Raw genomic sequence first — 26,933 nt, 5'->3', positions numbered from 1 at the left:
CGCTCAGGCCGCGCAGCGGCGGGGACGGTCCGAGGGCGGCCAGACGTACTCCAGGTCGGGCGGGACGTCGCCGAACAGGGGCCGGTAGTGCTCGGGGTCCTTGCGCAGCAGCGAGGAACGGTGGCTGCGGTGCAGATCCTCCCGACCCAGCCAGGGCGGCAGCTCGCCGGCCTCGGCCAGCTCCGGCTGGATGCGTACCCTGCCGAACCCGCAGGCGGCGGCGAGGTCGGTGGCCAGCGTGGCCGCGCAGGTGTCGGCCCGGCCGGGCTCGCACCAGACCGCGCAGACGTCCAGGCCGTACCGGACCAGCGCCTCCTCGTACCCGGCCCACATCTTCACCGCCGGGTGGTTGCGCCAGCCGTACGTCGGCCAGGTCAGCCCGCGCAGCACCTGGATCGTCTCCACCCGCTGCTTGCCGAGCCGCTTCTGGTCCAGCGTCCGGGCGCTCGCCAGGAAGTCCGGGTACGGCAGGAACGTCTGCATGCCACCGTTCTACCCGCCGGCGTGCCCCGCGCGTTCGTGATCACGGGGCTGCGCCGGATTCCGCCCGCTGACTACGATTCGGTCATGGGGGAGCCGCTGCGGGACCGCGCGCGCCGCGCGACGGGTTGGCGGCTACGGATGAACGGGGAGCACCGGCCCCACTACGTCGTCTGCGGCTCGGATCCGCTGGCGTACTGGGTGGTGCGGGCGCTGCTCGCCACCGAGCTGGAGTTTGGCCGCGTACGGATCACGCTGGTGGTGCCGGAGCGCCGCCGCTCCGACGGCCCGGACGGCCGGGACGTCGACGGCATCCAGGTCGTCCGCGCCGACCGGCTCGACGAGGCGACGTTCCGGCGGGCCGGGCTGGCCGGCGCCGACGGGCTGGCCCTGCTGCACCAGGACGACGTGGGCAACATGCACGCCGCGCTGTGCGCCCAGGAGGTCGAGCCCCGGCTGCGCCTGGTGGTACGGATGTTCAACACCAGCCTGGCCAACGGGGTGCGGCAGCTCTTCCCCGACTCGGCGGTGCTCTCCGACGCGTCGATGGCCGCCCCCGCGTTCGTGGCCGCCGCGCTCGGCGAGGTCGCCCCGACCCACTTCCGGCACGGCGGGCGCACCCTGTACGTGGCCCGCCGCGCCGACGTACGCCCGCAGGACGTGGTGTGCGGGGTGGCCGACACCAGCGACCCGGCCCGCGCCCGGGTGCTGCCCGCCGACGAGGCGAGCGCCGACGTGGTGCTCGCCGAGGCGACCGGTCAGCCGCCCGGCACCGAGCTGGCGGCCCGCCGGCTCGCCCGGGCCCGGCGCCGCCGCCGGCCGGTCGCCGTGCTGCTGCGGGCGGTCCGCAGCTTCGCGACCCGTAAGATCGGGATCGCCGTGCTCGTGCTGCTCGGGGTCATCGCCGTGCTGGGCTGGCTCAACGCCCGGGCCGCGCGGGTCGGCTGGGCCGACGCGCTCTACCTCACCCTGGTCACCACGCTCACCGGCGAGGACCCGAACGTCGACAAGCCGGTCGCCGCGCAGGTCATGCAGGTGGTGCTCAACCTGGCCGGGCTGGCCCTGATCCCGCTGATCACCGCCGCGGTGGTCGACGGCATCGTCAACGCCCGGCTGGCCCTGCACACCGGTTGGCTCCAGCCGCACCGGTCCGGGCACATCGTGGTGGTCGGCCTCGGCAACATCGGCACCCGGGTGATGGCCCAGCTGCACGACTTCGGCGTCGAGGTGGTGGCCATCGACAAGAACCCGGAGGCCCGCGGCGCCTCGCTGGCGCACCGGCTCGGCGTGCCGCTGGTGGTCGGCGACGCGGCGCTGGAGGAGACCCTGCGGTCCGCCTCCGTCGCGACGTGTCAGGCCCTGGTCGTGGTCTCCACCGACGACGGGGTCAACCTCCGCGCGGCGCTGAACGCCCGGGGGTTCGACCCGGACCTGCGGGTGGTGCTGCGCCTGTTCGACGGTGACTTCGCCGAGCGCGTCCAGAAGGCGTTCGGCATCGGCATCTCGCGCAGCGTGTCGTACCTGGCCGCGCCCTCGTTCGCCGCCGCGCTGCTGGACCGGGCCGTGATCGCCACGATCCCGGTGGGCCGGCACGCGCTGCTGGTCACGGAGGTGCCGGTGGCCGCCGGGTCGCCGCTGGACGGCCGCCCGCTCGCCAGCGTGGCCCACCCCGGCGAGGTGCGCCTGCTCGCGCACGCCCGCCCCGGGCAGAAGGCGGACTGGTCCGCCGACCCGCGCCTGGTGATCACCGCGGGGGACCGGCTGACCGTGCTGGCCCGCCGGGCCGGGCTGACCGCGCTACTGCGCCAGACCACCCCGCCCCCGGCGCCCCATCAGCCCGAGGCCCCGGGCGCGCCCCTGCCCCGGGCGGGCGATTAGTCAGCGGGCGGCCGGACGGCGCCGGCGGCCCGGGGCGGCGGCACCACCCGGTCAGCGGCCGAGGCGGCGACGCAGCGCGTACCAGGCGGCGCCGAGGGCGAGCACGCCGAGGCCGGCGAGGACGCTGGCCGCCGGCAGGCTGACCGCGAGCGTCACGCAGCCGACCAGCCCCAGCGCGGCGAGCAGCCGCACGGGCAGCTTCCGGTCCGGGTCCCGGCCCAGGGTGAGCGCCGCCGCGTTGGTGATCGCGTAGTAGACCAGCACCGTGCAGCTGGAGAAGCCGATCGCCCCGCGTACGTCGCCGGCGGCGACCACCAGCGTCACCACCGCGGCCACCGCCAGCTCCGCCCGGCGCGGCACCCGGTGGACGGCGTCGACGGCGGCCAGCGCGTGCGGCACGTCCCGGCGGCGGGCCATCGCCAGCAGCGTCCGGCCGACCCCGGCGAGCAGGGAGAGCAGCACCCCGGTCACCGCGACGGTCGCCCCGGCGCGGACCACCCAGGCCAGGCCGGGCAGCCCGGAGGCGGTCACCACGTCGGCCAGCGGCGCGGCCGACCCGGCCAGCCGGTCGGCCCCGAGCACGCCGAGCGCGACCACCGCCAGCACCAGGTAGATCGCGAGCACGACGCCGAGGGCCAGCGGCACCGCGCGGGGGATGGTGCGCTCCGGGTCGCGTACCTCCTCGCCGAGGGTGGCGATCCGGGCGTACCCGGCGAACGCGAAGAACAGCAGCCCGGCGGCGGCGAGCACGCCGTGCGCCCCGCCACCGGGGCTGCCGAGCCGGGTCGGGGCGAACCCGCCGCCGACGATCCCGGTGGCCGCGACCAGGGCGAGCACGGCCAGCACCACGCCGACCAGGACCTTGGTGGCCGTCGCGGTCTTGCCGATGCCGCGCAGGTTCACCGCGGTCACGGCGATCACCGCGACCACCGCGACGAGCCGGGCCCGCCCCGGCCAGAGGTACGCCCCGATCGTCAGCGCCATCGCCGCGCAGCTCGCGGTCTTGCCGACCACGAACCCCCAGCCGGCGAGGAAGCCGGCGAACGGGCCGAGCCGTTCCCGGCCGTAGACGTACGTGCCGCCGGACTCGGGGTAGCGGGCCGCCAGCCGGGCCGAGCTGGTCGCGTTGCAGAAGGCGACGAACCCGGCGACGGCGAGCGCGACGAGCAGCCCGGATCCGCCGGCCGCGGCGGCCGCCGGCGCGAAGACCACGAAGACGCCCGCGCCGAGCATCGACCCCAGACCGACGACCACCGCATCGGGTACGCCCAACCGCCGTGCCAACCGTTCCACGGACCGGACCCTAGGGGGTCGAGGTGAACAACGCGGGACGGTCGGGGCTGTCGAACCGTGCCGGCAGCGGCAGGTCGTCCCAGGGCACCCGGCGCAACACCCGGCCGATCAGGAGGCCGAGCAGCAGCCCGGCCACCGAGTCGGTGAGCCAGTGCCAGCCCAGGTACGTGGTGGTGCAGAGCACGACGACCGGCGGGACCAGCCGGACCACGGTGACCAGCCGGGGCGGCACGGCCCGGCCGAAGCTGCGCAGCAGCGGGGCCAGCAGCAGCGCGATCACCGTGTACCAGACGATCGCGTTGGCGACGTGCCCCGACGGGTACGACTGCGCGTACTTCAGCGGCAGTTCGTGCTGGAACAGCGGCAGGGTCTGCTCGGGGGCCAGGAAGGGGTCCTTGGTGCTGGCGCTGGGCGCCGGCCGGGCGGTCCACACCTTGAGCGGGCCGATGGTCAGGTAGTTCAGCACGAACGCGCACACCGGCGGCAGCACCGGCAGCACCGACCGCACCCGGACGGCCAGCAGCACCCCCGCGCCCAGCGCGATCAACGTCAGGGGGCTGCCCTGGCCCAGGTAGTTGAGGACCACCGCCGTCCACTCGGCCGGCGCCGGCCGGTGTGCGTCCGCCCAGTCGGCCACCGCCCGGTCGACGCCGAGGAGCCGGTCGGCGGCGAGCGCGGCCGTGAGCCCGGCCAGGGCGGCGAGCAGCAGCGCGTCGAACCACCAGCCGGCCGGGCGCACCGGCCGCAGCCGTACGGTCCTGCTCTTCTGCACGCGCCCACGCTACCGGCCCGCCCGGGGGCCGGCTGTGGGGCGAGCCACGATGGGAGGCGCTCAGCGGAACCAGCGGTCATGCTTGTCGCGTGCGGATCACCTCTGCCCTCGTGGACCCGGCGCTCCTCGACCTGCCCTGGTCGACCCCGCTGGAGGAGTGGCCTGCCGAGCACCTGGTGGCGTTGCCGCAGGGCATCTCCCGGCACATCGTCCGGTTCGTCCGCCTCGGCGGCTACGTGTACGCGGTGAAGGAGACCGGCGAGCGGGTCGCCGAGCGGGAGTACGACCTGCTCCGTGCGCTGGAGCGGATCGACTTCCCCGCGGTGGAGGCGGTGGCCATCGTCGCCGACCGGCAGGCCGAGGACGGCGAGCCGCTCGACCCGGTGCTGATCACCCGGCACCTGCAGTTCTCCCTGCCGTACCGGGCGCTGTTCTCCCGTACGCTGCGCCCGGAGACCATGGGCCGGCTGCTGGACGCGCTGGCGGCGCTGCTCGTCCGGATGCACCTGACCGGCTTCTTCTGGGGCGACTGCTCGCTGTCCAACACGCTGTTCCGGCGGGACGCCGGCGCGTTCGCCGCGTACCTCGTCGACGCCGAGACCGGCACGCTGCGCGCCTCCCTCTCCAACGGTCAGCGGGGCGAGGACCTGGAGATCGCCCGGGTCAACATCTTCGGCGAGGCGCTCGACCTCGAGGCCGCCGGTCTGCTGCACGAGTCGATCGACCCGGAGATGGTGTGCGAGGAGGTCGTGCAGCGGTACGAGCGGCTCTGGCACGAGGTCACGTACGAGCAGCAGGTCGAGCGGGACGCCCGGCACGACATCGAGCGCCGGATCCGCCGCCTCAACGAGTTGGGCTTCGACGTGGCCGAGGTGTCCATGTCGACGATCTCCGACGGCCGGTACCTGGTCCGGCCGAAGGTGGTCGACGCCGGCTACCACACCCGCCGGCTGCTCCGCCTCACCGGCCTCGACGCCGAGGAGAACCAGGCCCGCAAGCTCCTCAACGACCTGGACGCCTACCGGGCCGAGAGCGACCTGAGCGACGAGCAGCAGGCGGCGCACCGCTGGCTGACCGAGGTCTTCGAGCCGGTGGTCCGGGCGGTGCCGGCACACCTGCGCCGCAAGCTGGAGCCGCAGGAGCTGTTCATCCAGATCATCGAACACAAGTGGCTGCTGTCGGAGAAGGCCGGCCGGGACGTCGGCATGGCCCCGGCGGTGCAGTCGTACCTGTCCGACGTGCTGGTGCACCGTCCGGACGAGCAGGCCGTCCTCGGCGTCGAGGTGTAGCCCGCCGGCCGGTGAGATCGGGTGCCGGTCGGGGCGCCTGTGGAGCTGCCCGCACGAACGGGGCACGCCGCGCCCAGTGCCGGGGCCCAGTGCCCGAGGCCGAGGCCGAGGCTCGTGCTCGTGCCCGAGCCTGGGCCGGGCGCCGGGGGCCGGGGGCCGGGGGCCGGGGGCCGGGGGCGGGGCCGGGAGGGCCGGGGCGGGCGCACGGGTGGGGCAGCTCCAAAGGCGCCGGCTACCGCACCGTATCCCCCCTGTGGAGCTGATGACGCCGACGCATCGGCGCGGCTCGGCGATCAGGCCCCGCGGTCGCCCGCTGCGGTCGGAGCGGTCACTCCACCCAGGCGCCGCCGCGCATCACCCGGACCACGTTCAGGTCGTCGTCGAGCACGACCAGGTCGGCGCGGAGCCCGGCCTGGAGCGCGCCGACCCGGTCGCCGAGGCCGATCGCCCGGGCCGGGGTGGTGGCCACCATCCGGCAGGCGTCGGCCATGGGGATGCCGGCCCGCACGGCGTGCCGGAGGGCCGCGTCCATGGTGAGCGTGCTGCCGGCGATCGCGCCGTCGCGGGCGAGGCGGGCCACCCCGTCGGCCACGGTGACGGCCTGGCCGCCCAGCTCGTACTCGCCGTCGGGCATCCCGGCCGCGGCCATCGCGTCGGTGATCAGGGCTGCCCGCTCCGGCCCGGCCGTCGAGGTGGCGAAGGCGAGCATCCCGTCGTGCAGGTGCACCCCGTCCGCCACCAGTTCGCACACCACGTTCGGGGCGTCCAGCAGGGCGACCACCGGCCCGGGCTCGCGGTGGTGCACCGGGCGCATGCCGTTGAACAGGTGGGTGCCGACGCTCGCGCCGGCGGCCACCGCGGCGCGGGTCTGGTCGTACGTGGCGTCGGTGTGCCCGACGGCGGCGACCACGCGGTGGGCGGTGAGGAGCTTGATCGCCTCCAGCGCGCCGTCCCGCTCGGGGGCCAGGGTGACCATCCGGACCGCGCCCTCGCCCAGCTCGATCAGCGCGGCCAGTTCCTCGGTGGACGGGTCGCGCAGGAACTCCGGGTTCTGTGCCCCGCAGCGGGCGGCGGACAGGTACGGCCCCTCGAAGTGGACGCCGGCCAGCAGTCCCTCGGCGACCAGCGGCCGGAACGCCGCCGTGGCGTCGCGCATCAGCTCGAACGGCGAGCTGACCAGGCTGGCCAGCAGCGTGGTGGTGCCGTGCCGCAGGTGGAACGCCGCCGCCGTGCGGGCGGAGTCGGCGTCGCCCGTGGTGAAGGTGTGCCCGCCGCCGCCGTGGGTGTGCATGTCCACGAAACCGGGCACGATCCAGTGGCCGTCGCGCGCCGCCGGGTACTCCGCGACCGCGGTGATCCGGTCGTCCTGCAACTCCACGCAGCCCTGCCGGAGCACGCCGGTCGGGGTCACCACCTTGCCGCTCACCCGCAGGGTCATCAACGTCTCCAGAGTGTCGAGGTCGGTCGGGGGCGGGGGATCGGCCCGGGCCGGTCGGTCAGGGGTGGGGCCGGGCGTCCAGGGCGAGCAGCGCGGCGCCGAGGCAGCCGGCCTGGTCGCCGAGGGCCGCCGCGACCAGGACCGGCTCCCGGTGGAACGTCATCCGCTCGCGCAGCGCCGCCCGCAGCGGGTCGAACAGGTGGGGGCCGGCCTGGGCCAGGCCGCCCCCGATGACGACGCGTTCCACGTCGAAGAGGGCCTGCGCGGTGGCCAGCCCGTCCGCCAGCGCCTCGACGGCCTCCCGCCACACGCGGACGGCGGTGGGCTCCCCGGTGGCGGCCCGACGCGCCACGTCGGCGGCCGAGGCCGGCGAGTCGGCCAGCTCCGCGTACCGGCGGGCGATGGCGGCCGCCGAAGCCACCGCCTCCAGGCAGCCGGGCCGCCCGCAGCCGCAGCGCGGACCGCAGGGGCGTACCAGGATGTGGCCGAACTCCCCGGCGGCGCCGTGCGCGCCGACGGCGGCCACCCCGCCGACCACGTGCGCGGCGGCGATCCCGGTGCCGATCGCGACGAAGAGCAACTGCCCGCTGCCCTGGCCCGCGCCGAGCCGCGCCTCGGCCAGGCCGCCGGCGCGCACGTCGTGGCCGAGCGCCGTCGGCAGCCCGAGCCGCGCCACCGCCAGGTCCCGCAGCGGTACGTTCCGGAAGCCCACGTTCGCCGACCACACGGCCACCCCGCGAACCTCGTCGACGACGCCCGGCACCGCGATCCCGAGCGCGACCGGGTCGAGCCCGTCGGCCCGCGCCTTGCCGGCCAGCCCCTCGGCGACCTCCAGGATGCTCCTGACCACGGCGTCCGGGCCGCGGCCGGCGTCGGTCGGGTGCCGCTCGGCGTGCACGATGTCGCCGTCGGGGCGGACCAGGGCGCACTTCATCCCCGTGCCGCCCACGTCCAGCGCGACGACGACGTCCCCTGAGCTCACGCCAGTACCACGGACCGGGCCAGGTGGCGTGGGGCGTCCGGGTCGAGGCCGCGGCTGGTGGCCAACTGGACGGCGAAGCGCTGGGCCAGGATCAGGTCGGCCATCGGGTCCAGGGGCGTACGCCCCGCCGCCCAGCTCGTCAGCACCGTGCGGCAGCCGTGGGTGCGGCTGTGCACGAAGGCGGCGCCGGTGGCGGCGACGTCCTCGGGCAGCCCGTCGGGGATCCCGCCGAACGCCCAGACCAGCCGGCCCGGGGCGGCCACGGAGATGGGGCCGTGCCGGTAGTCCATCGCCGGGTACGCCTCGGCCCAGAAGGTGGCGGCCTCGCGGCACTTCAGCGCGGCCTCCTGGGCCAGCCCGACGGTCCAGCCCCGGCCGAGGAAGGTGACCTGCTCGATCCGGGCCGGGTCGATCGGCAGCGGCGCCCGGACGGCGACCTCGGCGTCGGCGGAGAGCGCGACGAGGTTGTCGCCGAGGTGGGCGCGGAGCAGGGCCAGCGCGGTGGTGGCGAACCGGGTCTGCACGACCGCGCGCTCGTCGGCGAACGGCATGGTGACCGCGGCGGCCGCCAGCTCGACGGCGGGGGAGCCCGGGTCGCCGACGAGCACCGTCGTGGGGAGTTGGCCGCGCAGCGCGGCGAGCAGCTCCAGCACCTCGGTGGTGGTGCCCGAGCGGGTGATCGCGACCAGCCGATCGTAGTGGCGGCCGGGCGGGAACTCGGACGCCTGGAAGGCGTCGGTCTCGCCCTGCCCGGCGGCCTCGCGCAGCCCGGCGTACGCCGTCGCCATGAACCACGACGTGCCGCAACCGACGACGGCGACCCGCTCGCCGGGGCGCGGCAGGTGCTCGGCGACCGTGGGGGCCAGCAGCGCCGCCTCCCGCCAACAGTCGGGTTGACTCGCGATCTCCGCGTGGACGAACGCCATGAGAACTCCTCGCCAGGGGCGGTCCTGCGCGATACGGCGCGTTAGGGCCGTCTTTCGCGCGTCATTCTGCGCGAATCCAGGTGGCTCTGGCAACAGGCTCCCGGATCGCGCAGGCCGGAGTTTTGCGCCTTCGTAGTTTCGCGCACTACTGTGCACGCAATCAATCACCCTTCGTGCAGAGTCAGTGGAGGCCCCCGCGGTGGACCGGTACGCCCGATGGAACGCCCTGCTGGAGATGCTGACCGACAGCGGACGGGTGACCGTCGAGGAGGCCGCCGAGCGGCTGGACGTCTCGCAGGCCACCATCCGGCGCGACTTCGACCAGCTCGCCCAGCAGCAGATGATCACCCGTACCCGGGGCGGGGCGGTCGCCAACGGCGTGTCGTACGACCTGCCGCTGCGCTACAAGACGGCCAAGCACTCAGCCGAGAAGCAGCGGATCGGCGCCGCCGCCGCCGCGCTGGTCTCCCCGGGCACCGTGGTGGGCCTCAACGGCGGCACCACCAGCACGGAGGTCGCCCGGGCCCTGGCCGTCCGGCCCGACCTGAACACCAGCGCCGAGGGCGCCCAGCTCACCGTGGTCACCAACGCGCTGAACATCGCCAACGAGCTGCTGGTCCGGTCCCGGATGAAGGTGGTGGTGGCCGGCGGCGTGGTCCGGCCGAAGTCGTTCGAGCTGGTCGGCCCGCTGGGCGGGGCGCTGCTGCGCGAGGTCACCCTGGACGTGGCCCTGCTCGGCGTGGACGCCATCGACCCGCAGCTCGGCGCCGCCGCGCATCACGAGGGCGAGGCGGCGATGAACAGCCTCATGGTGGCCCGGGCGAAGCGGGTGGTGGTCATCGCCGACTCGTCCAAGCTGGGCGGTCACGCGTTCGCCCGGATCTGCCCCGTCGACCGGGTGGAGACCCTGGTGACCGACTCGGGCGCCGCGCCGGAGGTCGTCGCCGCGTTCCGGGCGGCGGGCGTCCACGTCGTCTGCGCCTGAGGTGTAAGGAAGGGCCCCTTCTTAACGCCTGCGGTAGAGAAGGGAACCCCTCTCACCGCCGCACCGGTGAGGCGGTGAGGCGCCGTTGTGCATACCGCGTATTGCGAGCAGATGTATACCGCGTATGGTGTGCTTCGTCACCGACACTCATCGGGGGAGGTACAGCTTTGCCGGCTGTCCTGGAGATAGAAGGTCTACGCAAGACATACAAGAGCCGCCGCCGGGGCGTACGGCACGCCCTCGACGGCTTCGACATGCTGGTGGAGCAGGGGCAGGTGCACGGCTTCCTCGGGCCCAACGGCTCGGGCAAGACCACCACCCTGCGTACGCTGCTCGGCCTGATCCGGCCCAACGGCGGCCGGATGGCGATCCTCGGGCAGGAGGTGCCGGACGCCCTGCCCGCCGTGGTCGGCCGGGTGGGCGCGATCGTGGAGAGCCCCCAGTTCTTCCCCCACTTCTCGGCGCGGGACACCCTCTCGCTGCTCGCCGGGGCGGGCGAGGTGCCGCGGACCCGGGTCGAGGAGGTGCTGGAACTGGTCGGCCTGCGGGACCGGGCCGCGGAGCGGGTCAAGACGTACTCGCTCGGCATGAAGCAGCGCCTCGCCGTCGCCTCGGCCCTGCTCAAGGAGCCGAAGCTGCTCATCCTCGACGAGCCGGCCAACGGCCTGGACCCGGGCGGCATCCGGGAGATGCGCACCCTGATGCGCGACCTGGCCGCGTCGGGGATGACCGTCGTGCTCTCCAGCCACATCCTCGGCGAGATCCAGCTGATCTGCGACTCGGTCACCATCATCTCGCTCGGCCGACGGGTCGCCTTCGGCCCGGTCGAGCAGGTGCTCGCCGCGCACTCCCGGGGCGCCGTACGGGTCCGCCTGGAGGCGGTCGCCGACCTGCCCGCCGCGGCCGACGCGCTGACCCGGGCCGGCGTCCAGGTGACCGCCCGGCCCGACCACCTCATGCTCGCCGGCGTCGACAAGCCGGCCGCCGTGAGCCGGCTCCTCGCCGAGAACGGCCTGTACGTCAGCGAACTGGCGCCGGTCACGGTCGACCTGGAGAGCGTCTTCCTGGAGCTGACCGCCACCGCCCCGGTGCCGGGACAGCACCGCCAGGTCGACCAGTCCACGAAGGTGGGCGACGGGGGCCAGCCCAACGTCGCCGGAGGAGGGTGGGGCGTGTGAGCCTCTATCGCACGGAGCTGCGCCGGCTGGGCAAGCGGCGCTTCGCCCGCTGGATGACGCTGGCCGGTCTGCTGGTGCTCGGGGCGGTGCTGGTCGGGATCTTCCTCACCAACCACAAGATCGGCCCGGCCGAGCGGGCCGAGGCGCAGCGCAAGGCCGAGCGGCAGTACCAGCTGCAGGTGCGCCAGGTGGAGCAGGAGCGGACGGCCTGCGAGCAGGCCAGGGCGTCCGGGCAGGCGCAGGACGGTCGGTTCCCGCCGGACTGCGAGATGATCGAGCCGCCGCCCCCGGAGAGCGCCGACCCGCAGTGGTTCCTGCCGTCCACCTTCGACTTCCGCGCGAGCTTCGGCAGCACCCTCACCACGTTCACCGCGATCCTGGCCCTGGTCGGGTTCGTGGTCGGCGCTTCCTTCGTCGGCGCCGAGTGGAGCTCCGGCGGGATGATGAACCTGCTGCTCTGGCGGCCGCAACGGCTCAGGGTGCTGCTGACCAAGCTATCGGCGCTGCTGACCGGCGCGCTCGCCGTCACCCTGCCCGCCGCCGCCCTGTGGACGGCCGGGTTCTGGCTCGTCGGGACGCTGCGCGGCACCACCGCGAAGACGACCTCCGGGGTGTGGCAGTCGTTCGCGCTGACCGGGCTGCGCGGGCTGACGCTGATCGTGGTCGCCGCGACGGTCGGGTTCGCGCTGGCCTCGCTCGGCCGGCACACCGCGATGGCCCTCGGCGGGGCGATCGGGGTCGTCGTGGTCGGTCAGTTCGGGCTCGGCATCGTGCTGGCGATGGCCGGGGCGCGCTTCGTCGAGGCGTGGCTGCTGCCGACGTACATGCTGGCCTGGATGGACAAGAAGGTGACCCTGGAGAACTGGCGGTCCTGCGCCGTCTCGTACACAGGTGAGTGCAAGCCGGAGACCCTGGAGCTGACCTGGCAGCACTCCTCGGTCCTGTTCGCGGTGGGCCTCGTGCTGGCCCTCGGCGCGGCACTGGTGGCCATGCGCCGGCGCGACATCGCCTGACGCCGCCCGGCCCCGCTCCCGCCCGCCCGGTTCGCCGTCGGGGCGGGGGCGGGGCCGTTCCGCGTCCGCCGCCCGGCGGCCGCCGGTGGCGGACCGCCGTGGGGCGCCGACGGCGGCCCGCCGTCGCGCGCCGGTACTGGCCCGCCGTCGCGCGCCGGTACTGGCCCGCCGTCGGGCGCCGGTGGCGGCCCGCCGTCGCGTGCGACGGACCGCGCGTCCGATGCGGTCCTGGTCGGCCCTGGTTAGGCTGGGGTTCCCCCCGGTCGGCGCGTCCCCGCCGGCCCTTCGCACGCCCGCGTGAGGAGCGCCATGCCGCCTGCCGACGTCTCCCCGGCCGCCACCGACCGGCCCGAGCCGTCCGGCCCCGGCGGACCCGAGGGCGCCGGGGGCGTCCGCGAGGGCGGCGGCCCCACCGTCCCCCCGCCCCGCTCCGCCCCCGAGGCGTCGACCCGGCCGTCCACTCCCGGCCGGGAGGCCCCGAGCGGGGACGGGCCGGGCGCGGAGCGCGCGCCGACCGGCGGCACGGACGACCTGACCGAGCGGGAGCGGAAGATCCTCGCCTTCGAACGGCGGTGGTGGCGGCACGCCGGCGCCAAGGAGCAGGCGATCCGGGACACCTTCGAGCTCTCCGCGACGCGCTACTACCAACTGCTCAACGCGCTGCTGGACAATCCGGCCGCGCTGGCCGCCGAGCCGGTGCTGGTCGCGCGGCTACGCCGGCTGCGTGCCTCCCGGGCACGCAACCGGCGCCGCTGAGCCCCTGCCGGATGGCCGTCGCCGCGCCGACGCGGCGCCGTCGTCCCATCGCCGGTCAACGCGTTTCGTAACTGCGCAGGCCGTTGCCGATGGCGAAGAACGTCGGAGCCCACTCCCCGATGAAGATGCCCCACCGGTCCGCCCGGGCCACGCCCGCGCGCTCCAGGTGGGTGGAGAGGAACCAACTGCTGAAGGCCAGACCGATACTGATGAACCCGGCCAGGTACGCGTGCTCCGCCTTGACGCCCGACTGGTGCAACCGTGCCAACATGCGATCCCCCTGTCGCCGTAGAACGGCTCCCGGCTCCGACCGTCCCGGCCCGGCGAGCGCGTGCGCCGCGGCGCCGGCCCGGTCCGGGAGCCACCGCCCCCGACGCTACCGCCCACGGCTCGGGCGTACTGCCGGGTCGCGGCGAAGGACGTCGGCCGCACCCCCGGCCGGGCATGTCCCCGGCGCGGCGGGGTAGCCGGCCCGCGACGGAGGGAGCGGAGCATGGCGGCAGCACAGGGGGGCGTACCGCCGGGGGGTGCCCGGGCGGGCCGGGCGGCGCGCGGGCCGGCGGCGGCGGAGGCGGCGGCCGCGCCCGGCACCCGGGCCGGGACGGCGGGGCCGCTGATGCGGGTACGGTCGGCGTCCGCGCCCGCCCCCGGGCGCGCGGTGAACGAGGACCTGGTCCTCCGGCACGGGCCGGTGGTCGGGGTGCTGGACGGGGCGACGGTGCCGGAGGGCTTCGACACCGGCTGCGTGCACGGGCCCGGCTGGTACGTCCGGCACCTCGCCGCCCGGATCGGGCTGGCCGTGGCCGCCCGCCCGGCGGCCACCCTGATGAGCAGTCTCGCGGCGGCGATCCTCGCGGTCCGGGCCGACCACGGCGGAGGGTGCGACCTCGACCACCCCGGTACGCCCTCGGCCACCGTCTGCCTCCTGCGCGAGAGCGGCGACGAGGTGGACTGGCTGGTGCTCTGCGACAGCCCGCTGGTGCTCGACGTCGGCGGCCGGGTCGACGTGGTCTCCGACGACCGGCTGGAGACCGCGATGGCGGACCTGCGCCGGATGGCCGCGACCATGCCGGCCGGCGACACCGACCCGGCGACCCGCTTCCGGCGGTCCGTCGCGGTGCAGCGGGAGCGGATGAACCGCACGCACGGCTACTGGGTCGCCGCGGCCGACCCCGACGCCGCGTACCACGCGGTCACCGGGACCGTGCCGCTGCGCGGCCCGGCCGGACTGCGCCGGGCCGCCCTGCTCACCGACGGCGCCTCCTGCGCGGTGGAGCAGTTCGGGCTCCTGGACTGGGCCGGCCTGCTGGACCTGGTGACCGCCGAGGGGCCGGAGGCGCTGATCGGCCTGGTCCGCGCGGCCGAACGCGACCGGCCCGACCTGCTGCGCCGGCAGAAGGCCACGGACGACGCCTCCGTCGTCCTGTGCGAGTTCGAGCCGGCGTGAGGCGGAACACCCACCCGGTCCGACCGGCCCGAACCGGGCGCCGGACCGGTGGCGCGGGGCGGAAGGGGTGGACTCGGGCGGATACGGGCGGCAGACTGCGGCACGTGGCAGGTGCGGTACGGCTGGAGCCGGTGGACGAGCGGAATCTGGAGCCGTTGCTCTCGGTTGCCGTCGCCGAGGCCGAGCCGGACGACGTGATGCCCCCGGTGGAGGCGCCGGCGGGCTGGTCGCACGCGCGCCGGGAGGCGTTCCGGGACTACTACCGCAACGCGTTCGCGGGCTTCGACGGCCCGACCCGTACCCGGATGTACGCGATCGTCGTCGGCGGCGAGGTGCTGGGGATGATCCGGATGACCCGCTGCGCCGAGCCCGGGACGGTGGAGACCGGCATCTGGCTGGGCCGGTCCGCCCGGGGTCAGGGAATCGGCGGGGCGGCCCTGCGTGAACTGCTGAACCAGGCGGCGGCGGCCGGGATGCGTACGGTCGTGGCGAGCACCACCCGGGACAACGCCGGCGCGGTTTCGGTACTGCGGAAGTGCGGCGCGAAATTGCACGAGGACGGCGAGGCGGTACGCGCGGAAATCTGCCTCGACGCAATTCCGCCGGCCCTCTGACGCACCCCGCCCAAAACCGTATGGCGGTTTTCCTGCCTTGCTGTTCCCTCTGGGCTCGGCGTCCGGTTTGCCGCACGGCGTGACCTATCCGCCCCGGTTTCCGGATGCCTCTCCCCGGTTTCCCGTGCCCGCCGAGCAGGGATGTTTCGCGAATATGGGTCGGGGTACTGCCGGCCGGGTCCGCTGAAGCGTGACGCCCAGGTGGGGGCCGTCGCAGAGCTGAATCCCCGGTAGCTCTTCCGGCCATTGCCGAAAATGGCGTCCCGGGGCCGGGGAGCTAAGGAGAAACGGATGAGGAGCGAGGTTCGGATCGGACTCGCGGTGGGTTTCGGATATCTCCTCGGCCGCCGGAGAAAATTGGGCAGGGTGCTCACCCTCGCCGCCGCCGTGGCGATCGGGCGGGCCAGCCGGAACCCGGGCGGACTGCTGCGCTACGGCCAGGAACTGATCGAGTCCTCCCCGCAGTTGAGCAATCTCAGCCGCCTCGGCGGTCCGCTCGCCTCGGCTGGCCGGGCCGCCGCCACGAGCGCCGCCAACAGCGGCATCGAGGCCGTGAGCGGGACCCTGCGCAGCGGCGCCGACGCCCTGCGGCGCAGGTCGGCGGGCGGCGGTCAGCGGGACGCGGCCGACCGGGACGACGAGCCGGCGGACCGGTCGGAGTCGGGCGCGGAGACCGCGGAGCCCGCCTCCGCCCGACGGAGGCGCTGACCGTGGCCGAGAACCGCAAGCCCGGCGGCCTCGTCGACCAGGCCCGCGACCGGCTCGGCGGCGAGCTGCGCAACCTGGCCTCCGCGATCGGCGAGCGCGCCGCGTCCGTGGTGACCGAGAAGGTGACCGGCGCGACCGGGCGGCTCAGCGAGTACGCCCGGCAGGGCGGCGGCCCGGGCCTGATCGCGGCCGCGACCGGCGTGCAGCGGCTGGCCGAGGGCGACTCCCCGACGCGGGCCATGTTCCATGCCGGCCTGGCCGGCGGTAAGGAGAAGCTGATGTCGGCTCTCGGCGGTGGCAGGGGCGGCCGGGACGGGAAGAAGAAGCTCAAGGTCACCAACATCGTCGAGTCGGTCGAGGTCGGCGTGCCGGTCCGGGTCGCGTACAACCAGTGGACGCAGTTCGGCGACTTCCCGAGCTTCATGAAGAAGGTCGGGTCCGTCGACGCCGCGAGCGACGAGAAGCTGACCTGGAAGGCCCAGGTGTTCTGGTCGCACCGGAGCTGGGAGTCGACGATCGTCCGGCAGATCCCGGACCGGCTGATCCACTGGCGGTCCAAGGGCGAGAAGGGCTCGGTGGACGGCACCGTCAGCTTCCACGCGCTGGCCCCGGACCTGACCCGCATCCTCGTCGTCCTGGAGTACCACCCGCAGGGCCTCTTCGAGCACACCGGCAACCTGTGGCGCGCCCAGGGCCGCCGGGTGCGGCTGGAGCTGAAGCACTTCGTGCGGCACGTGATGACCAGCACGGTCCTCGACCCGGACGCGGTCGAGGGCTGGCGCGGCGAGATCGCGGACTCGCGGGTGGTGCGCGACCACGAGACCGCCCTGCGCGAGGAGCGGGAGCAGCGGCAGGAGGAGCCGGAGGGCCGGCAGCCCGCGGGGGCGCGGGGCCGGCCCGAGGAGGAGCCGGAGGAGGAGCGCGAACGGCGGCGGCCCGCCGGGCGCGCCCGCCGTCGTCCGCCCGAGCGCCGCCCTCCGGAGGAGGAGTACGACGAGTACGACGACGAGTACGACGCCTACGACGAGGGCCGCTACGAGGAGGAACCGGAGGAGGAGCCCCCGCCGCCGCGCCGGCGGCAACCGGATCGGGCCCGCCGTCCCCAGCCGCGCGAGGAGGCGGAGCGCCCCCGCCCGGCGGTCCGCCGGTCCCCCGAGCCACCCCGGCGGCCCGTCGTCCGGCGCAGGCGAGAGGAGCGTGAGGAATGACCGTCGCGACGACCGGTGAGGCCGGGGGAGCCCTGGAGCGTCAGGGCTCCGGCACCAGCCTGGCCGACGTGGTGGAGACCGTGCTCGACAAGGGCGTAGTGATCGACGCGCAGGTGTCGGTGGCCGTGGTCGGCATCCAGTTGTTGGAGATCAACGCGCGGGTGGTGATCGCCGGCGTCGACACGTACCTGCGGTTCGCCGAGGCGGTCGACCGGCTCGACATCATCCCGAAGGACCAGAAGGGGCTGCCGGACCTCGTCCAGGGCGCCACCGAGTCGGCCGGCAGGGCCAAGGCGGCCGCCGGGATCGGCAAGACCGTCGGGGCGATCGGCGACGCGGTCCGCGACGTCGTCGGCGGGCACGGCCCGGACGAGGAGGGCCGACGTGAGGGCGGCGGGCGCGAGCGGACGCGCCGGCGCCGGGACGAGGAGCGTTGAGATGGGGCAGGAGACCGGGCTGTTCGTCTACGGCATCGTGCCGTCCGACGTGGAGCCGACCCCGGACGCGCCCGGGGTCGGCGACCCGCCGGGCGAGGTCAGGGCGATCCGGCACGGCGAGTTGGCCGCGCTGGTCAGCGAGGTGGGGCTGGAGGAACCGCTGGGCCGGCCGGCGGACCTGACCGCGTACCAGGAACTGCTGGACGGGACGGCGGCGGTGGCCCCGGTGCTGCCGGTGCGTTTCGGCACGGTGGTCACCGGGCCGGACGCGGTGGCCGACCTGCTCCAGGCCCACCACGAGCGGTTCGCCGCCGCCCTGGACGAGCTGGAGAACCGGGTGGAGTACGTCGTGCACGGCCGCTACGAGGAGCGGGAGCTGATCGGCGACGTGCTGGCGGACGACCCGTCCGCCGCCGACCTGGCCCGGCAGGTACGCGGGCAGCCGGAGGAGGCCACCCGGCCCGAGCGCATCCGGCTGGGCGAGATGATCAGCCAGGCGGTGGAGCTGCGCCGCGAGGCGGAGAACCGGCAGGTGCTGGACGCCGTGGCGGGGCTGGTGGTGGACAGCGTCGCCCGGGCCCCGAGCAGCGAGCTGGACGCGGTGCACCTCGCGTTCCTGGTGGACGCCGACCGGGCGGACGACTTCGTCGACGCCCTGGAGCGGTACGCCGGGCAGCGGGGGAACCTGGTCCGGCTGCGCCTGCTCGGCCCGCACGCCCCGTACGACTTCGTCGACGCGCACCAGCTGGTGGGCTGAGGCGTGGACATCCTGTGGACGCTGCTGACCCTTCCGTACGCCCCGGTGCGCGGGGTGACCGCGGTGGTGAAGGTGATCGCCCGGGAGGCCGAGTCCCGGCAGCGGAACCCGGCGAACATCCGCCGCGAGCTGGAGGAGCTGGACCGGGCCGCGGCGGCCGGCGAGATCACCGAGTCGGAGCGGGACCGGGCCCAGGCGGAGGTCCTCGACCGGCTCACCGGCGCGGACCACCCGGCACCCGCCGGTGAGCGGCGCGGGGCCGGCGACGGCGGGCGGCGGGGCACCGCCGCCCCCGTCGTGCGGCGGCCCACCGGGAACGGCGGGCGGCGGACCCGGCGAGGGAGGTGAGCGGGATGACCCAGGGGCGGGACCGGGAACGCCGGCGCGGCCCGGCGGAGCCGGACGACGACCGGTACGACGACGAGGCGGAGTACGTCGAACCGCTGTCGGCCGTCGAGGCGGCCCGCGAGGGGCTGCGCATGATCGCCGCGCTGACCGGCCGGGACGTGCAGGGCACCACCTCGCTGGAGGCCACGTCGGACGGCTGGCGGGTGGGCGTCGAGGTGGTCGAGGACCACCGCGTCCCCGCCTCGACCGACCTGCTCGGCCTGTACGAGGTGGACCTCGACGTCGACGGCGAGCTGCTCGGGTACCGGCGGGTGCGCCGCTACCAGCGCGGGAAGGGGGAGGTGGGCTGAGATGACCAGTGGGCGCGTGCCGTCCGTCGTGCAGAACTCCGGTCAGGTGCTGCCGGCCGGTCACGAGCCGGCGAACCTCGGCGACATCCTCGAACGGGTCCTGGACCGGGGCATCGTGATCGCCGGCGACATCCGGGTCAGCCTGCTCGACATCGAGCTGCTGACCCTGAAGCTGCGCCTGGTCGTCGCCTCCGTCGACACCGCGCGCCAGATCGGCATCGACTGGTGGGAGCACGACCCCTGGCTCAGCTCGCGGGCCCGGCCGCCGGTCGAGGCGGGGCCCCGGGACCCGGAGGAGGTGGAGGCGAGCCGGCGGCCCCGGGTCGCGCGGCGGGCCGCGGAGAGGGAGGACTGGGATGAGTGCGACGGCTGAACCGCCGACCGGAGCCCGTCCGGCCGCCCCCGGGGCGGCCGTCGGGTGCTGGCTGCACGGGGTGGTGCGGTCGGCCGGGCCGGCCGTGCTGGCCGGCATCACCGGGATGGACGGCGGCCCGGTGCGCGCCGTACCGGGCGCGGGTCTGGTCGCCGTGGTCAGCGCCGCGCCGCTGGCCGAGTACGGCGAGGAGCCGCTGCGCCGGAACCTGGAGGACCTGGCCTGGCTGGAGCGGGCCGCGCGGACGCACCACGAGGTGGTGGCCGCGCTGTCCCGGGCCGGCGCGGTGGTGCCGACCCGGCTCGCCACCGTCTACCACGACTCCGACGGCGTCGCCCGGCTGCTCGCCGAGCGCGCGGCCGGGCTGGCCGCGACCCTCGACCGGCTCACCGACCGCACCGAGTGGGGCGTCAAGGGGTACGTCGGTCCGGACGCCGCCGCCCGGGCCGCCTCCGGTGGCGCCCGGGGTGGTACGGCCGTCGGCGGGGCCGGGGCGGCGTACCTGCGGCGGCGCCGGGCGGAGCTGACCGCCCGGGACGAGGGGCAGCGGGCCGCCGCCGAGGCCGCCGCGACGGTGCACGAGGCCCTCGCCGGGTACGCCGTGGCCGCCCACCGGCACGCCCCCCAGGACCGGCGGCTCTCCGGGGCGCCCACCGCGATGGTGCTCAACGGGGCGTACCTGGTGGACACCGCCGCGCTGAGCGGCTTCACGGCGCTGGTCGCCGCCCTCGCCGGCCGCCACCCGGAGGTGCGCCTGGAGCTGACCGGCCCCTGGCCGGCGTACTCGTTCGCGGAGGAACGCCCGCCGGAGCCGGCGCGGACCCTCCGGGAGGCGGCGCGGTGACCACGACCCTCGCCCCGAGCAGCGCCGACGATCCGCTGGCGTACCGGCCGGTGGCGCTGGTCGACCTGCTCGACCGGGTGCTCGCCGCCGGCGTGGTGGTCACCGGGGACATCACCCTGGCCATCGCCGGGGTCGACCTGGTCCGGATCTCGCTGCGGGCGCTGATCGCCTCGGTCGGCGCGCTCACCCCGCCCGAGCTGCGGGAGGCGGTCGGACCCGGCCCGGAGGGCCCCGTCGCCGGCGGCGGGCAGGGCGGGGCATGACCGGGCCGATCCCGCAGGGCCGGCGGGACGAGGCGGCCGAGCTGGCCGCCGCGCTGGGCGAGCCGGACTGGCGGGCCCCCCGGGTACGACCGCTGGACCGGCGGCTCGCGGTGGACCGGGACTCCGTCGAGCGGGGGCTGGCCAGCCTCGTGCTCACCGTGATCGAGCTGCTGCGTCAGCTGATGGAGCGCCAGGCGCTGCGCCGGGTCGACGTCGGCGACCTCACCGAGGAGCAGGTGGAGCGGATCGGCGTCACGCTGATGGCGCTGGAGGAGCAGATGACGGCGCTGCGGGAGCATTTCGGCCTCGCCCCGGAGGACCTCAACCTCGACCTCGGCCCGCTGGGCCCGCTGCTGTAGGCGGGGCCGGTCAGGTCGCGCGGGCCTGCGCGTACGCGGCCAGCCACGCCACCTGGGCGGGGCCGAGCGACGGGCGGACCCGGCGCCGGGCCGCCGCGACGTGCGCGGCGGTGACCGTGGACGCGCTCAGCGACTCGCGCATCGCGGCGAGCGCCGCCTCCCGGACCAGCGCCGCGCAGTCCGCCGCCGAGAAGCCGTCCAGCCCGTCGCCGAGGGCGGCCAGGTCGACGTCCGGCGCCAGCGGGACGTTCCGGGCGGCGGCCCGCAGGATCTCCGCCCGGGCCGCCCCGTCCGGCGGCGGCACGTAGACCAGCCGCTCCAGCCGGCCGGGGCGCAGCAGCGCCGGGTCCACCAGGTCGGGCCGGTTCGTCGCGCCGACCACCACGACGTTGCGCAGCGCCTCCACCCCGTCCAGCTCGGTGAGCAGGGCGGCCACCACCCGGTCCGTGGTGCCGCCGTCGCTGGCCTGGCCGCGTACCGGGGCGAGCGCGTCGACCTCGTCGAGGAAGACCAGCGTGGGCGCGGCCTCCCGGGCGCGGCGGAACAGCTCCCGGACCGCCCGCTCGCTCTCGCCGACCCACTTCGACAGCAGCTCCGCGCCCTTCACCGAGAGCACGTTCGCCCGCCCGGATCCGGCCAGCGCCGTGACCAGGTACGTCTTGCCGCAGCCGGGCGGCCCGTACAGCAGCACCCCGCGCGGCGGGCGCACCCCGAGCCGGGCGAAGGTGTCCGGGTAGGTCAGCGGCCAGAGCACCGACTCGGTCAGCGTCTCCTTCACCTCCGCCATGTCCCCGACGTCGTCGAGGGTGACGTCGGCCAACTCCAGCGTGGATGCCGCCATGCTGGTCGGCCGGACCACCTCCAGGGCGGCCGCGAAGTCGGCCATCGCCACCGTCGGCGCCTCGGCCGCCTTCTGCCGCAGCGCCGCCCGCACCCCGGCCTCCCGGACGAGCGCGGCCAGGTCGGCGGCGACGAACCCCGGCGTACGGCCGGCCACCTCGTCGAGCCGGACGTCGCCGGCCAGCGGCACCTGCCGGGTCAGCGCCGCCAACTGCTCCCGGCGCAGGGCCTGGTCGGGCAGCGGGACGGTGATCCGCAGCGAGAGCAGGTCCGGCCCGCGCAGCGCCGGGTCGACCTGCTCGGGGCGACTGGTCGTGCAGACCACCGCCGCCCCGGCCCGGACGGTCTCGGCGACCACCTGGCGGAACACGGTGGCCAGCGGGCCGGGGCGCTCGGCGGGGGCCACCGCCTCCACGTCGGTGACCAGCAGCACCGCCGGGCCGTCGGCGCGTACGGCCTCGGCCGCGGCCCGCAGCCGCCGCGCCGCCGCGTCGTCGGTGAGCGCGGCCAGCTCGGGCGCCCACAGCGGGCGGAGGCCGGCACCCACCCGGGCCGCGACCGCCCGGGCCAGGGCGGACTTGCCCGACCCGGCCGGCCCGGCGACCAGCACCCCGAGCGACACGCCGGTGCCGAGCCGGTCCAGCACGTCGCGGTGGTGGAACCCGAGGTCGAGCAGCTCGGTCAGCTCCTCGGCCTGGGCCCGCAGCCCGGGCAGCTCGTCCACGGTCGGCGCGCCGTCGGGCCCCTCCGGCTCCGGCGCGGCGGCGTCGCGTCCGTCCAGCCCGGCCCCGGCCGGCGCGCCGTGGGGCCCGGTGACCCCGGCCGCGGGCGACGGCGCCCGGGCCGTGTCCGGCGGGCCGCCGCTGCGGGTGACCGGCCCGTGCTCCCAGCCCACGACGGTGTCCATGGTGACCAGCGCGCCGACCGCCGGCTCGGCGGCGGCCACGGTGAGCAGGGTGCTCGTCCAGGCGTACCCGACGGTGCCGGAAAGGCTGCGCCGGGCGCCCTCGACGAGGGTGCGTGCCGAGGGGTCCGGCAGGACGTCCTGGGGCAGCAGGGAGACGTCGTCCCCGGCCGTGACCACCTTGCCGAGCAGCGCGAGCCGGAGCATCTCCGGGGAGACCGCGGCGACCACCGGCACCGGCCCGGTCAGCGTCACCCGCCGCGCCGCGGTCACCGGCGCGCGACGTACCGTCACCTGCCCACCGTCGCGGACGCCCAGGTTGCCCAGCAGCAGGTCGTCGGCGTAGAGGAGGGCGGTGCTCGCGGTCGCCGCGGCCGGCGCGACGATCCCGGCCGTCACCCGCCGGCCGGTCAGCCGGACCGGGTCGCCGGGGCGCAGCGCCAGGGCGGTCAGCACCTCCGGGTGCAGCCGCACCACGCCGCGCCGGGCGTCCAGCGCGGCCGGTCGCAGGCTGGCGGTCAGGGTCAGCTCGGGCTCGGCCACCCGCCCGAGGGTAGCCGCGGCATGCTCGCCAACCGGCGACTCGCCAGGCACATCGCCGACGCTGGGCGCACTGAAAGGCAACGGATCTCAGCCAACGCTCAGGAACGGGCCCGTACCGTTGCCGCATGAGATCGCCGTTGACGGCCGCGCGGGTCCGGCGGACCCTGGCCACCCGCCGCCGCCGGATCGTCGCCGGGGCGGTGGTGGTGGCGTTGGTGGCCGCCGCCGCGCTGTGGGCGACCCGGCCGGAGCGGACCGGCTTCCGCACCGAGTCCGCCCTGGTCACCGTGCGCTCCGGGCCCGCCGGCGACGAGCCGGTCGATCTGGACACCACGTTCTACCTGCCGGACGGCGCCTCGGCCGGTCACCGGGTGCCGGCGGTGCTGCTCGCGCACGGCTTCGGCGGCACCAAGGACTCGGTCCGCTCCGACGCGGAGGACCTGGCCGCCCGGGGGTACGCGGTGCTCACCTGGACGGCGCGCGGCTTCGGCCGCAGCGGCGGCCAGATCCACCTCGACAGCCCCGACCACGAGGTCCGGGACGCCCAGCGGCTGCTGGACTGGCTGGCCGCCCGCCCCGAGGTGCGTACGGACACCGGCGGCGACCCCCGGGTGGGCGTGGTCGGCGGCTCGTACGGCGGCGGCCTGGCGCTGCTGCTCGCCGCCCAGGACCGGCGGGTCGACGCGATCGTCCCGATGATCACCTGGAACGACCTGTCCCGCGCGTTCCTGCCGGAGAGCACCGGGAAGCCGGCCACGGAGGGCGTGTTCAAGAAGGGCTGGGCCGGCATCTTCTTCGGCGGCGGCGGCAACGCCGGCTCGGGTCCGGCCGGCCTCTCCGGCAACTCGGCCGCCCAGCTGGAGGGCGCCCCCGCGTCCGCCGGCCCGCCGAGCCCCGGGCCGGGCGCGGGGCCGGGCACCCGGTCGGGGCGCGTCCCGACCGGCGCGGCCGACCCGTCCTGCGGCCGGTTCGCCGCCGACGTCTGCGCCGCGTACCTGCGGATCGCCACCACCGGCCGGGCCGACCAGGCGGCGCTGGACCTGCTGCGCCGGTCCAGCCCGGCCGGCGTCCTCGACCGGATCAAGGCGCCCACCCTGCTCGTGCAGGGCGAGGCGGACACCCTCTTCCCGCTGAGCGAGGCCGACGCCAACGCCCGGGGCATCGCGGCGGGCGGCACCCCGGTCCGGGTGGCCTGGTTCACCGGCGGCCACGACGGCGGCGACGGGCCGGCCAACGACTCCGACCGGGTGCGGTTCCTGACCGCCCAGTGGCTCGACCACCACGTCAAGGGCGAGGGGGCCCCGCCGGGCGGGGACTTCACGTACTCCCGGATCGCCGGTTTCGACGCCCTCGACCGCGGCCTGGTCGCCACCGGCTACCGCACCCGCGACTACCCTGGCCTCACCGGCGACGACCGCCGCCAGGTCGCAGTGGCCGGCCCGGCCCAGCCGGTCGCGAACCCGCCGAACGGCAACCCGGCGGCCATCTCGGCGGTGCCGTTCGCGGGCGCGCTCGGCTCGCTGCTCGACGGCGTGGCCGGCGACATCCCCGGCCAGCACGCCCGGTTCGAGTCCGCGCCGCTGACCGAGGCGGTCGACGTGGCCGGCGCGCCGACGGTCTCGCTGCGGGCCGCGTCGCCCACCGGCGAGGCGGTGCTCTTCGTGAAGCTCTACGACGTCGACCCGTCCGGCGCCGCGACCCTGCCGAACGGGCTGGTCGCCCCGGTCCGGCTGACCGGCCTGCCGGCGGAGGTCGGCGCCGCGGCGCCGGTGACGGTCACCCTGCCGGCGATCGTCCGCCGGATCGAGGCCGGGCACCGGCTGCGGGTGGTGGTGGCCAGCTCCGACCAGGCGTACGCCACGCCGGTCGAGCCGACCGTCTACACGGTCGCGGCCGGTGACGGCCCGGTCGTGCTGCCCACGGTGGCCGGCGAGCCGATCCCCACCACGGCCGCCGTCTGGCGCTGGGTGCTCGCCGGGCTGCTCGCCGCGATCGCGGTCGGGCTCGCCGTGGTCCTCCTGGTCGTCCGCCGCCGGCACCGCCGCCAGGACAGCTCGGTGCATCCCGCGTACGCGGACACCCCGCTGGCCGTCCGGCAGCTCCGCAAGGAGTACGCGGACGGCTTCGTCGCCGTGTCGAACGTCGACTTCGAGGTGCACCCCGGCCAGGTGGTCGGCCTGCTCGGGCCGAACGGCGCGGGCAAGACCACCACGCTGCGGGTGCTGATGGGGCTGACGCAGCCGACGGCGGGGGAGATCTACGTCTTCGGCCGGCGGCTGGTGCCCGGCTCGCCGGTGCTGTCCCGGATCGGCGCGCTCGTCGAGGGGCCCGGCTTCCTGCCGCACCTGTCCGGGCTGGACAACCTGAGGGCGTACTGGCGGGCCACCGGCAGGCCGTGGGAGGACGCGCACTTCGACGAGGCGCTGGAGATCGCCGGGCTGGGCGACTCGGTGCACCGCAGGACGCGCAAGTACAGCCACGGGATGCGGCAGCGGCTGGCCATCGCCCAGGCCATGCTCGGCCTGCCCGAGCTGCTGGTGCTGGACGAGCCGACGGACGGGCTGGACCCGCCGCAGATCGCCGAGATGCGCCGGGTGCTCCAGCGCTACGCCACCGACGGCCGGGCGGTGCTGGTCTCCAGCCACCTGCTCGCCGAGGTGGAGCAGACCTGCACCCACGCCGTGGTGGTCAACAAGGGGCGGATCGTGGCGTCCGGCCCGGTGGAGGAGATCGTGGGCGAGTCGCCGAGTGTGCTGTTCGACGTGACCGACCCGGACGCGGCGCGGACCGTGCTGGACCGGCTCGACGGGGTCCGGGTGCTGCCCGACTCCGACGGGCACCTGGTGGTGGACACCAACGGCACCGCGCGCAGCGAGGTGGTGGCCGAGCTGGTCCGGGCCGGGATCGGGGTGGACCGGGTGGTGCCGCGGCGCCGCCTGGAGGACGCGTTCCTCGCCCTGGTGGGCGAGAACTCTCGGGGAAGCGGGGACCGGTGATGGCGCAGTCGTCTTCCACGGTGGGCGCGGCGGCCGGCTACCGCCCGTCGGCCACGCTGCCGTTCGGGGCGGAGTTCCGCCGGCAGGCGTCCCGGCGGCGTACCCAGCTCGCGCTCGGGTTCATGGTGCTGCTGCCGCTGATCATCCTGGTCGCGTTCCAGTTCGACTCCGGGGAGGACGACCGGGGCGGCCGGGGCGAGTTCTCCAGCATGTCCGAGCTGGCCACCTCGGGCGGGCTGAACTTCACCCTGTTCTCGCTGCTGGTGTCGGCGTCGTTCCTGCTGGTCGTGGTGGTCGCGCTGTTCTTCGGGGACACGGTGGCCAGCGAGGCGAGCTGGGGGAGCCTGCGGTACCTGCTCGCCGTGCCGGTGCCCCGGGCCCGGCTGCTGACGGTGAAGCTGCTGGTGGCGCTCGCGTACGCGGGGCTGGCGCTCGTGCTGCTCGCCGGCACCGCCCTGGCCGCCGGCACCCTCCGGTACGGCTGGGAGCCGCTGCACAGCCAGGTCGCGGCACAGTTGGAGCCGGGCGAGGGGCTGCTGCGGCTGCTGGCGGTGCTCGGCTACCTGGCGGTCGTCCTGCTGGCGGTGGCCGGGCTGGCGTTCCTGCTGTCGGTGGTCACGGACGCGGCGCTCGGAGCGGTCGGCGGGGCGGTGCTGCTCTGGATCCTCTCCAGCATCCTGGACCAGATCACCGCGCTCGGTGCGCTGCGCGCCTTCCTGCCGACCCACTACAGCACCGCCTGGTTGGGGCTGCTGTCGACGCCGGTGCAGACGGACGACGTGGTGCGCGGCTGCGTCTCGGCGGTCGGCTACGCCACCGTCTTCTGGTCGCTAGCGTACTGGCGGTTCACCCGCAAGGACATCACGAGCTGACCGTACGGGCACCCCGTGGAAACAACTTTTTAACGAGAAAGCTATCGACTCTCCTGAATTAATCCAGCATCCTTGCGTAG

The 26,933-nt window shown here is 75.8% G+C and carries 27 protein-coding genes and 1 pseudogene; 20 read left to right on the top strand and 8 right to left on the bottom strand.

All coding sequences use genetic code 11. The annotated features are described in order from the left end of the window. Window positions 1–3 precede the first annotated feature (3 nt). A complete protein-coding gene (locus ABGB16_RS20215; protein WP_347669650.1) occupies window positions 4–483 on the bottom strand; it encodes an MSMEG_6728 family protein in 480 nt (159 codons plus the stop codon). 84 nt (window positions 484–567) lie between these two features. Here ABGB16_RS20215 and ABGB16_RS20210 point away from each other — a divergent pair, with 84 nt between their 5' ends. After that, entirely contained in the window at window positions 568–2,358 is a 1,791-nt protein-coding gene (locus ABGB16_RS20210; RefSeq protein WP_347669649.1) for an NAD-binding protein, read from the top strand. Window positions 2,359–2,409: 51 nt separating this feature from the next. Here the strand turns inward: ABGB16_RS20210 and ABGB16_RS20205 are convergent, their stop codons facing one another. Both ABGB16_RS20205 and ABGB16_RS20200 read right to left on the bottom strand, forming a co-directional pair. Continuing rightward, a complete protein-coding gene (locus tag ABGB16_RS20205) occupies window positions 2,410–3,651 on the bottom strand; it encodes an APC family permease (RefSeq protein WP_347669648.1) in 1,242 nt (413 codons plus the stop codon). A gap of 10 nt (window positions 3,652–3,661) precedes the next feature. After that, window positions 3,662–4,423 carry a phosphatase PAP2 family protein gene (locus ABGB16_RS20200; RefSeq protein ID WP_347669647.1) on the bottom strand — a complete coding sequence of 254 codons (762 nt, stop codon included), beginning with the start codon at window positions 4,421–4,423 and terminating at the stop codon, window positions 3,662–3,664. 89 nt (window positions 4,424–4,512) lie between these two features. Here ABGB16_RS20200 and ABGB16_RS20195 point away from each other — a divergent pair, with 89 nt between their 5' ends. Beyond that, entirely contained in the window at window positions 4,513–5,712 is a 1,200-nt protein-coding gene (locus ABGB16_RS20195; protein WP_347669646.1) for a DUF4032 domain-containing protein, read from the top strand. A gap of 328 nt (window positions 5,713–6,040) precedes the next feature. On the opposite strand, the gene nagA is transcribed toward ABGB16_RS20195, so the two are convergent. The 3 genes from nagA to ABGB16_RS20180 are packed head-to-tail and all read right to left on the bottom strand — an operon-like array spanning window position 6,041 to window position 9,058. Continuing rightward, window positions 6,041–7,150, bottom strand: coding sequence for an N-acetylglucosamine-6-phosphate deacetylase (gene nagA / locus ABGB16_RS20190; protein ID WP_347669645.1), 1,110 nt, complete (start codon window positions 7,148–7,150; stop codon window positions 6,041–6,043). 58 nt (window positions 7,151–7,208) lie between these two features. Beyond that, window positions 7,209–8,132, bottom strand: a complete 924-nt coding sequence (locus ABGB16_RS20185) for an ROK family protein (RefSeq protein ID WP_347669644.1) — start codon at window positions 8,130–8,132, stop codon at window positions 7,209–7,211. Further along, entirely contained in the window at window positions 8,129–9,058 is a 930-nt protein-coding gene (locus ABGB16_RS20180; RefSeq protein WP_347669643.1) for a sugar isomerase, read from the bottom strand. The genes ABGB16_RS20185 and ABGB16_RS20180 overlap by 4 nt, the downstream gene beginning before the upstream one ends. A gap of 199 nt (window positions 9,059–9,257) precedes the next feature. Here ABGB16_RS20180 and ABGB16_RS20175 point away from each other — a divergent pair, with 199 nt between their 5' ends. The 4 genes from ABGB16_RS20175 (at window position 9,258) to ABGB16_RS20160 (ending at window position 12,990) form a co-directional block, all read left to right on the top strand. Further along, entirely contained in the window at window positions 9,258–10,043 is a 786-nt protein-coding gene (locus tag ABGB16_RS20175) for a DeoR/GlpR family DNA-binding transcription regulator (protein WP_347669667.1), read from the top strand. Window positions 10,044–10,297: 254 nt separating this feature from the next. Beyond that, window positions 10,298–11,221: an ATP-binding cassette domain-containing protein gene (locus tag ABGB16_RS20170; RefSeq protein ID WP_347669666.1), complete on the top strand. Its 924-nt coding sequence runs from the start codon at window positions 10,298–10,300 to the stop codon at window positions 11,219–11,221. After that, window positions 11,218–12,234 carry an ABC transporter permease subunit gene (locus ABGB16_RS20165; protein ID WP_347669642.1) on the top strand — a complete coding sequence of 339 codons (1,017 nt, stop codon included), beginning with the start codon at window positions 11,218–11,220 and terminating at the stop codon, window positions 12,232–12,234. The genes ABGB16_RS20170 and ABGB16_RS20165 overlap by 4 nt, the downstream gene beginning before the upstream one ends. A gap of 309 nt (window positions 12,235–12,543) precedes the next feature. Continuing rightward, complete coding sequence (locus tag ABGB16_RS20160) at window positions 12,544–12,990, top strand: DUF3263 domain-containing protein (protein ID WP_347669641.1); 447 nt, start codon at window positions 12,544–12,546, stop codon at window positions 12,988–12,990. 55 nt (window positions 12,991–13,045) lie between these two features. Here ABGB16_RS20160 and ABGB16_RS20155 read toward each other — a convergent pair whose 3' ends face one another. Further along, a complete protein-coding gene (locus tag ABGB16_RS20155; protein ID WP_347669640.1) occupies window positions 13,046–13,261 on the bottom strand; it encodes a hypothetical protein in 216 nt (71 codons plus the stop codon). Window positions 13,262–13,483: 222 nt separating this feature from the next. Here ABGB16_RS20155 and ABGB16_RS20150 point away from each other — a divergent pair, with 222 nt between their 5' ends. The 12 genes and pseudogenes from ABGB16_RS20150 to ABGB16_RS20095 all read left to right on the top strand — a co-directional run bounded on the left by ABGB16_RS20150 (window position 13,484) and on the right by ABGB16_RS20095 (window position 20,698). Further along, window positions 13,484–14,437, top strand: coding sequence for a hypothetical protein (locus ABGB16_RS20150; RefSeq protein ID WP_347669639.1), 954 nt, complete (start codon window positions 13,484–13,486; stop codon window positions 14,435–14,437). Between the two features lie 104 nt (window positions 14,438–14,541). After that, on the top strand, window positions 14,542–15,051 hold the full coding sequence (locus tag ABGB16_RS20145) for a GNAT family N-acetyltransferase (protein WP_347669638.1): 510 nt from the start codon (window positions 14,542–14,544) through the stop codon (window positions 15,049–15,051). Between the two features lie 291 nt (window positions 15,052–15,342). Then, window positions 15,343–15,759 (top strand): hypothetical protein, encoded by a 417-nt coding sequence (locus tag ABGB16_RS20140; RefSeq protein WP_347669637.1) that lies wholly within the window; start codon window positions 15,343–15,345, stop codon window positions 15,757–15,759. Window positions 15,760–15,761: 2 nt separating this feature from the next. Next, window positions 15,762–16,967 carry an SRPBCC family protein gene (locus tag ABGB16_RS20135; RefSeq protein ID WP_347669636.1) on the top strand — a complete coding sequence of 402 codons (1,206 nt, stop codon included), beginning with the start codon at window positions 15,762–15,764 and terminating at the stop codon, window positions 16,965–16,967. Next, a pseudogene (gene gvpJ / locus ABGB16_RS20130) lies at window positions 16,964–17,176 on the top strand (gas vesicle protein GvpJ); the annotation flags it as partial. The gene ABGB16_RS20135 and the pseudogene gvpJ (ABGB16_RS20130), both read left to right, overlap by 4 nt. Before the next feature lie 229 nt (window positions 17,177–17,405). Further along, window positions 17,406–18,161, top strand: a complete 756-nt coding sequence (locus ABGB16_RS20125) for a GvpL/GvpF family gas vesicle protein (protein ID WP_347669635.1) — start codon at window positions 17,406–17,408, stop codon at window positions 18,159–18,161. A gap of 3 nt (window positions 18,162–18,164) precedes the next feature. Further along, window positions 18,165–18,509, top strand: a complete 345-nt coding sequence (locus ABGB16_RS20120; protein WP_347669634.1) for a gas vesicle protein GvpG — start codon at window positions 18,165–18,167, stop codon at window positions 18,507–18,509. 5 nt (window positions 18,510–18,514) lie between these two features. Then, window positions 18,515–18,859 (top strand): gas vesicle protein, encoded by a 345-nt coding sequence (locus ABGB16_RS20115; protein ID WP_347669633.1) that lies wholly within the window; start codon window positions 18,515–18,517, stop codon window positions 18,857–18,859. Between the two features lies 1 nt (window position 18,860). After that, window positions 18,861–19,232 carry a gas vesicle protein GvpJ gene (gvpJ, locus tag ABGB16_RS20110; protein WP_347669632.1) on the top strand — a complete coding sequence of 124 codons (372 nt, stop codon included), beginning with the start codon at window positions 18,861–18,863 and terminating at the stop codon, window positions 19,230–19,232. After that, window positions 19,216–20,076 (top strand): GvpL/GvpF family gas vesicle protein, encoded by an 861-nt coding sequence (locus tag ABGB16_RS20105; RefSeq protein WP_347669631.1) that lies wholly within the window; start codon window positions 19,216–19,218, stop codon window positions 20,074–20,076. The genes gvpJ (ABGB16_RS20110) and ABGB16_RS20105 overlap by 17 nt, the downstream gene beginning before the upstream one ends. Beyond that, entirely contained in the window at window positions 20,073–20,339 is a 267-nt protein-coding gene (locus ABGB16_RS20100; RefSeq protein ID WP_347669630.1) for a gas vesicle protein, read from the top strand. Before ABGB16_RS20105 ends, ABGB16_RS20100 begins: the two co-directional genes overlap by 4 nt. Then, window positions 20,336–20,698 (top strand): gas vesicle protein K, encoded by a 363-nt coding sequence (locus ABGB16_RS20095; RefSeq protein ID WP_347669629.1) that lies wholly within the window; start codon window positions 20,336–20,338, stop codon window positions 20,696–20,698. Before ABGB16_RS20100 ends, ABGB16_RS20095 begins: the two co-directional genes overlap by 4 nt. Before the next feature lie 10 nt (window positions 20,699–20,708). Here ABGB16_RS20095 and ABGB16_RS20090 read toward each other — a convergent pair whose 3' ends face one another. Continuing rightward, window positions 20,709–22,985, bottom strand: a complete 2,277-nt coding sequence (locus ABGB16_RS20090; RefSeq protein ID WP_347669628.1) for an AAA family ATPase — start codon at window positions 22,983–22,985, stop codon at window positions 20,709–20,711. A gap of 125 nt (window positions 22,986–23,110) precedes the next feature. On the opposite strand from ABGB16_RS20090, the gene ABGB16_RS20085 reads away from it, so the two are divergent. Continuing rightward, complete coding sequence (locus ABGB16_RS20085; RefSeq protein ID WP_347669627.1) at window positions 23,111–25,981, top strand: alpha/beta fold hydrolase; 2,871 nt, start codon at window positions 23,111–23,113, stop codon at window positions 25,979–25,981. After that, entirely contained in the window at window positions 25,981–26,853 is an 873-nt protein-coding gene (locus ABGB16_RS20080) for an ABC transporter permease subunit (protein ID WP_347669626.1), read from the top strand. Before ABGB16_RS20085 ends, ABGB16_RS20080 begins: the two co-directional genes overlap by 1 nt. Window positions 26,854–26,933: the final 80 nt, after the last annotated feature.

The sequence above is a fragment of the Micromonospora sp. B11E3 genome (genome assembly GCF_039871625.1).
Lineage (GTDB): Bacteria > Actinomycetota > Actinomycetes > Mycobacteriales > Micromonosporaceae > Micromonospora.
The sequence above is the reverse complement of the archived record's forward strand: the minus strand, read 5'-3'. Positions and strand labels throughout refer to the sequence as shown.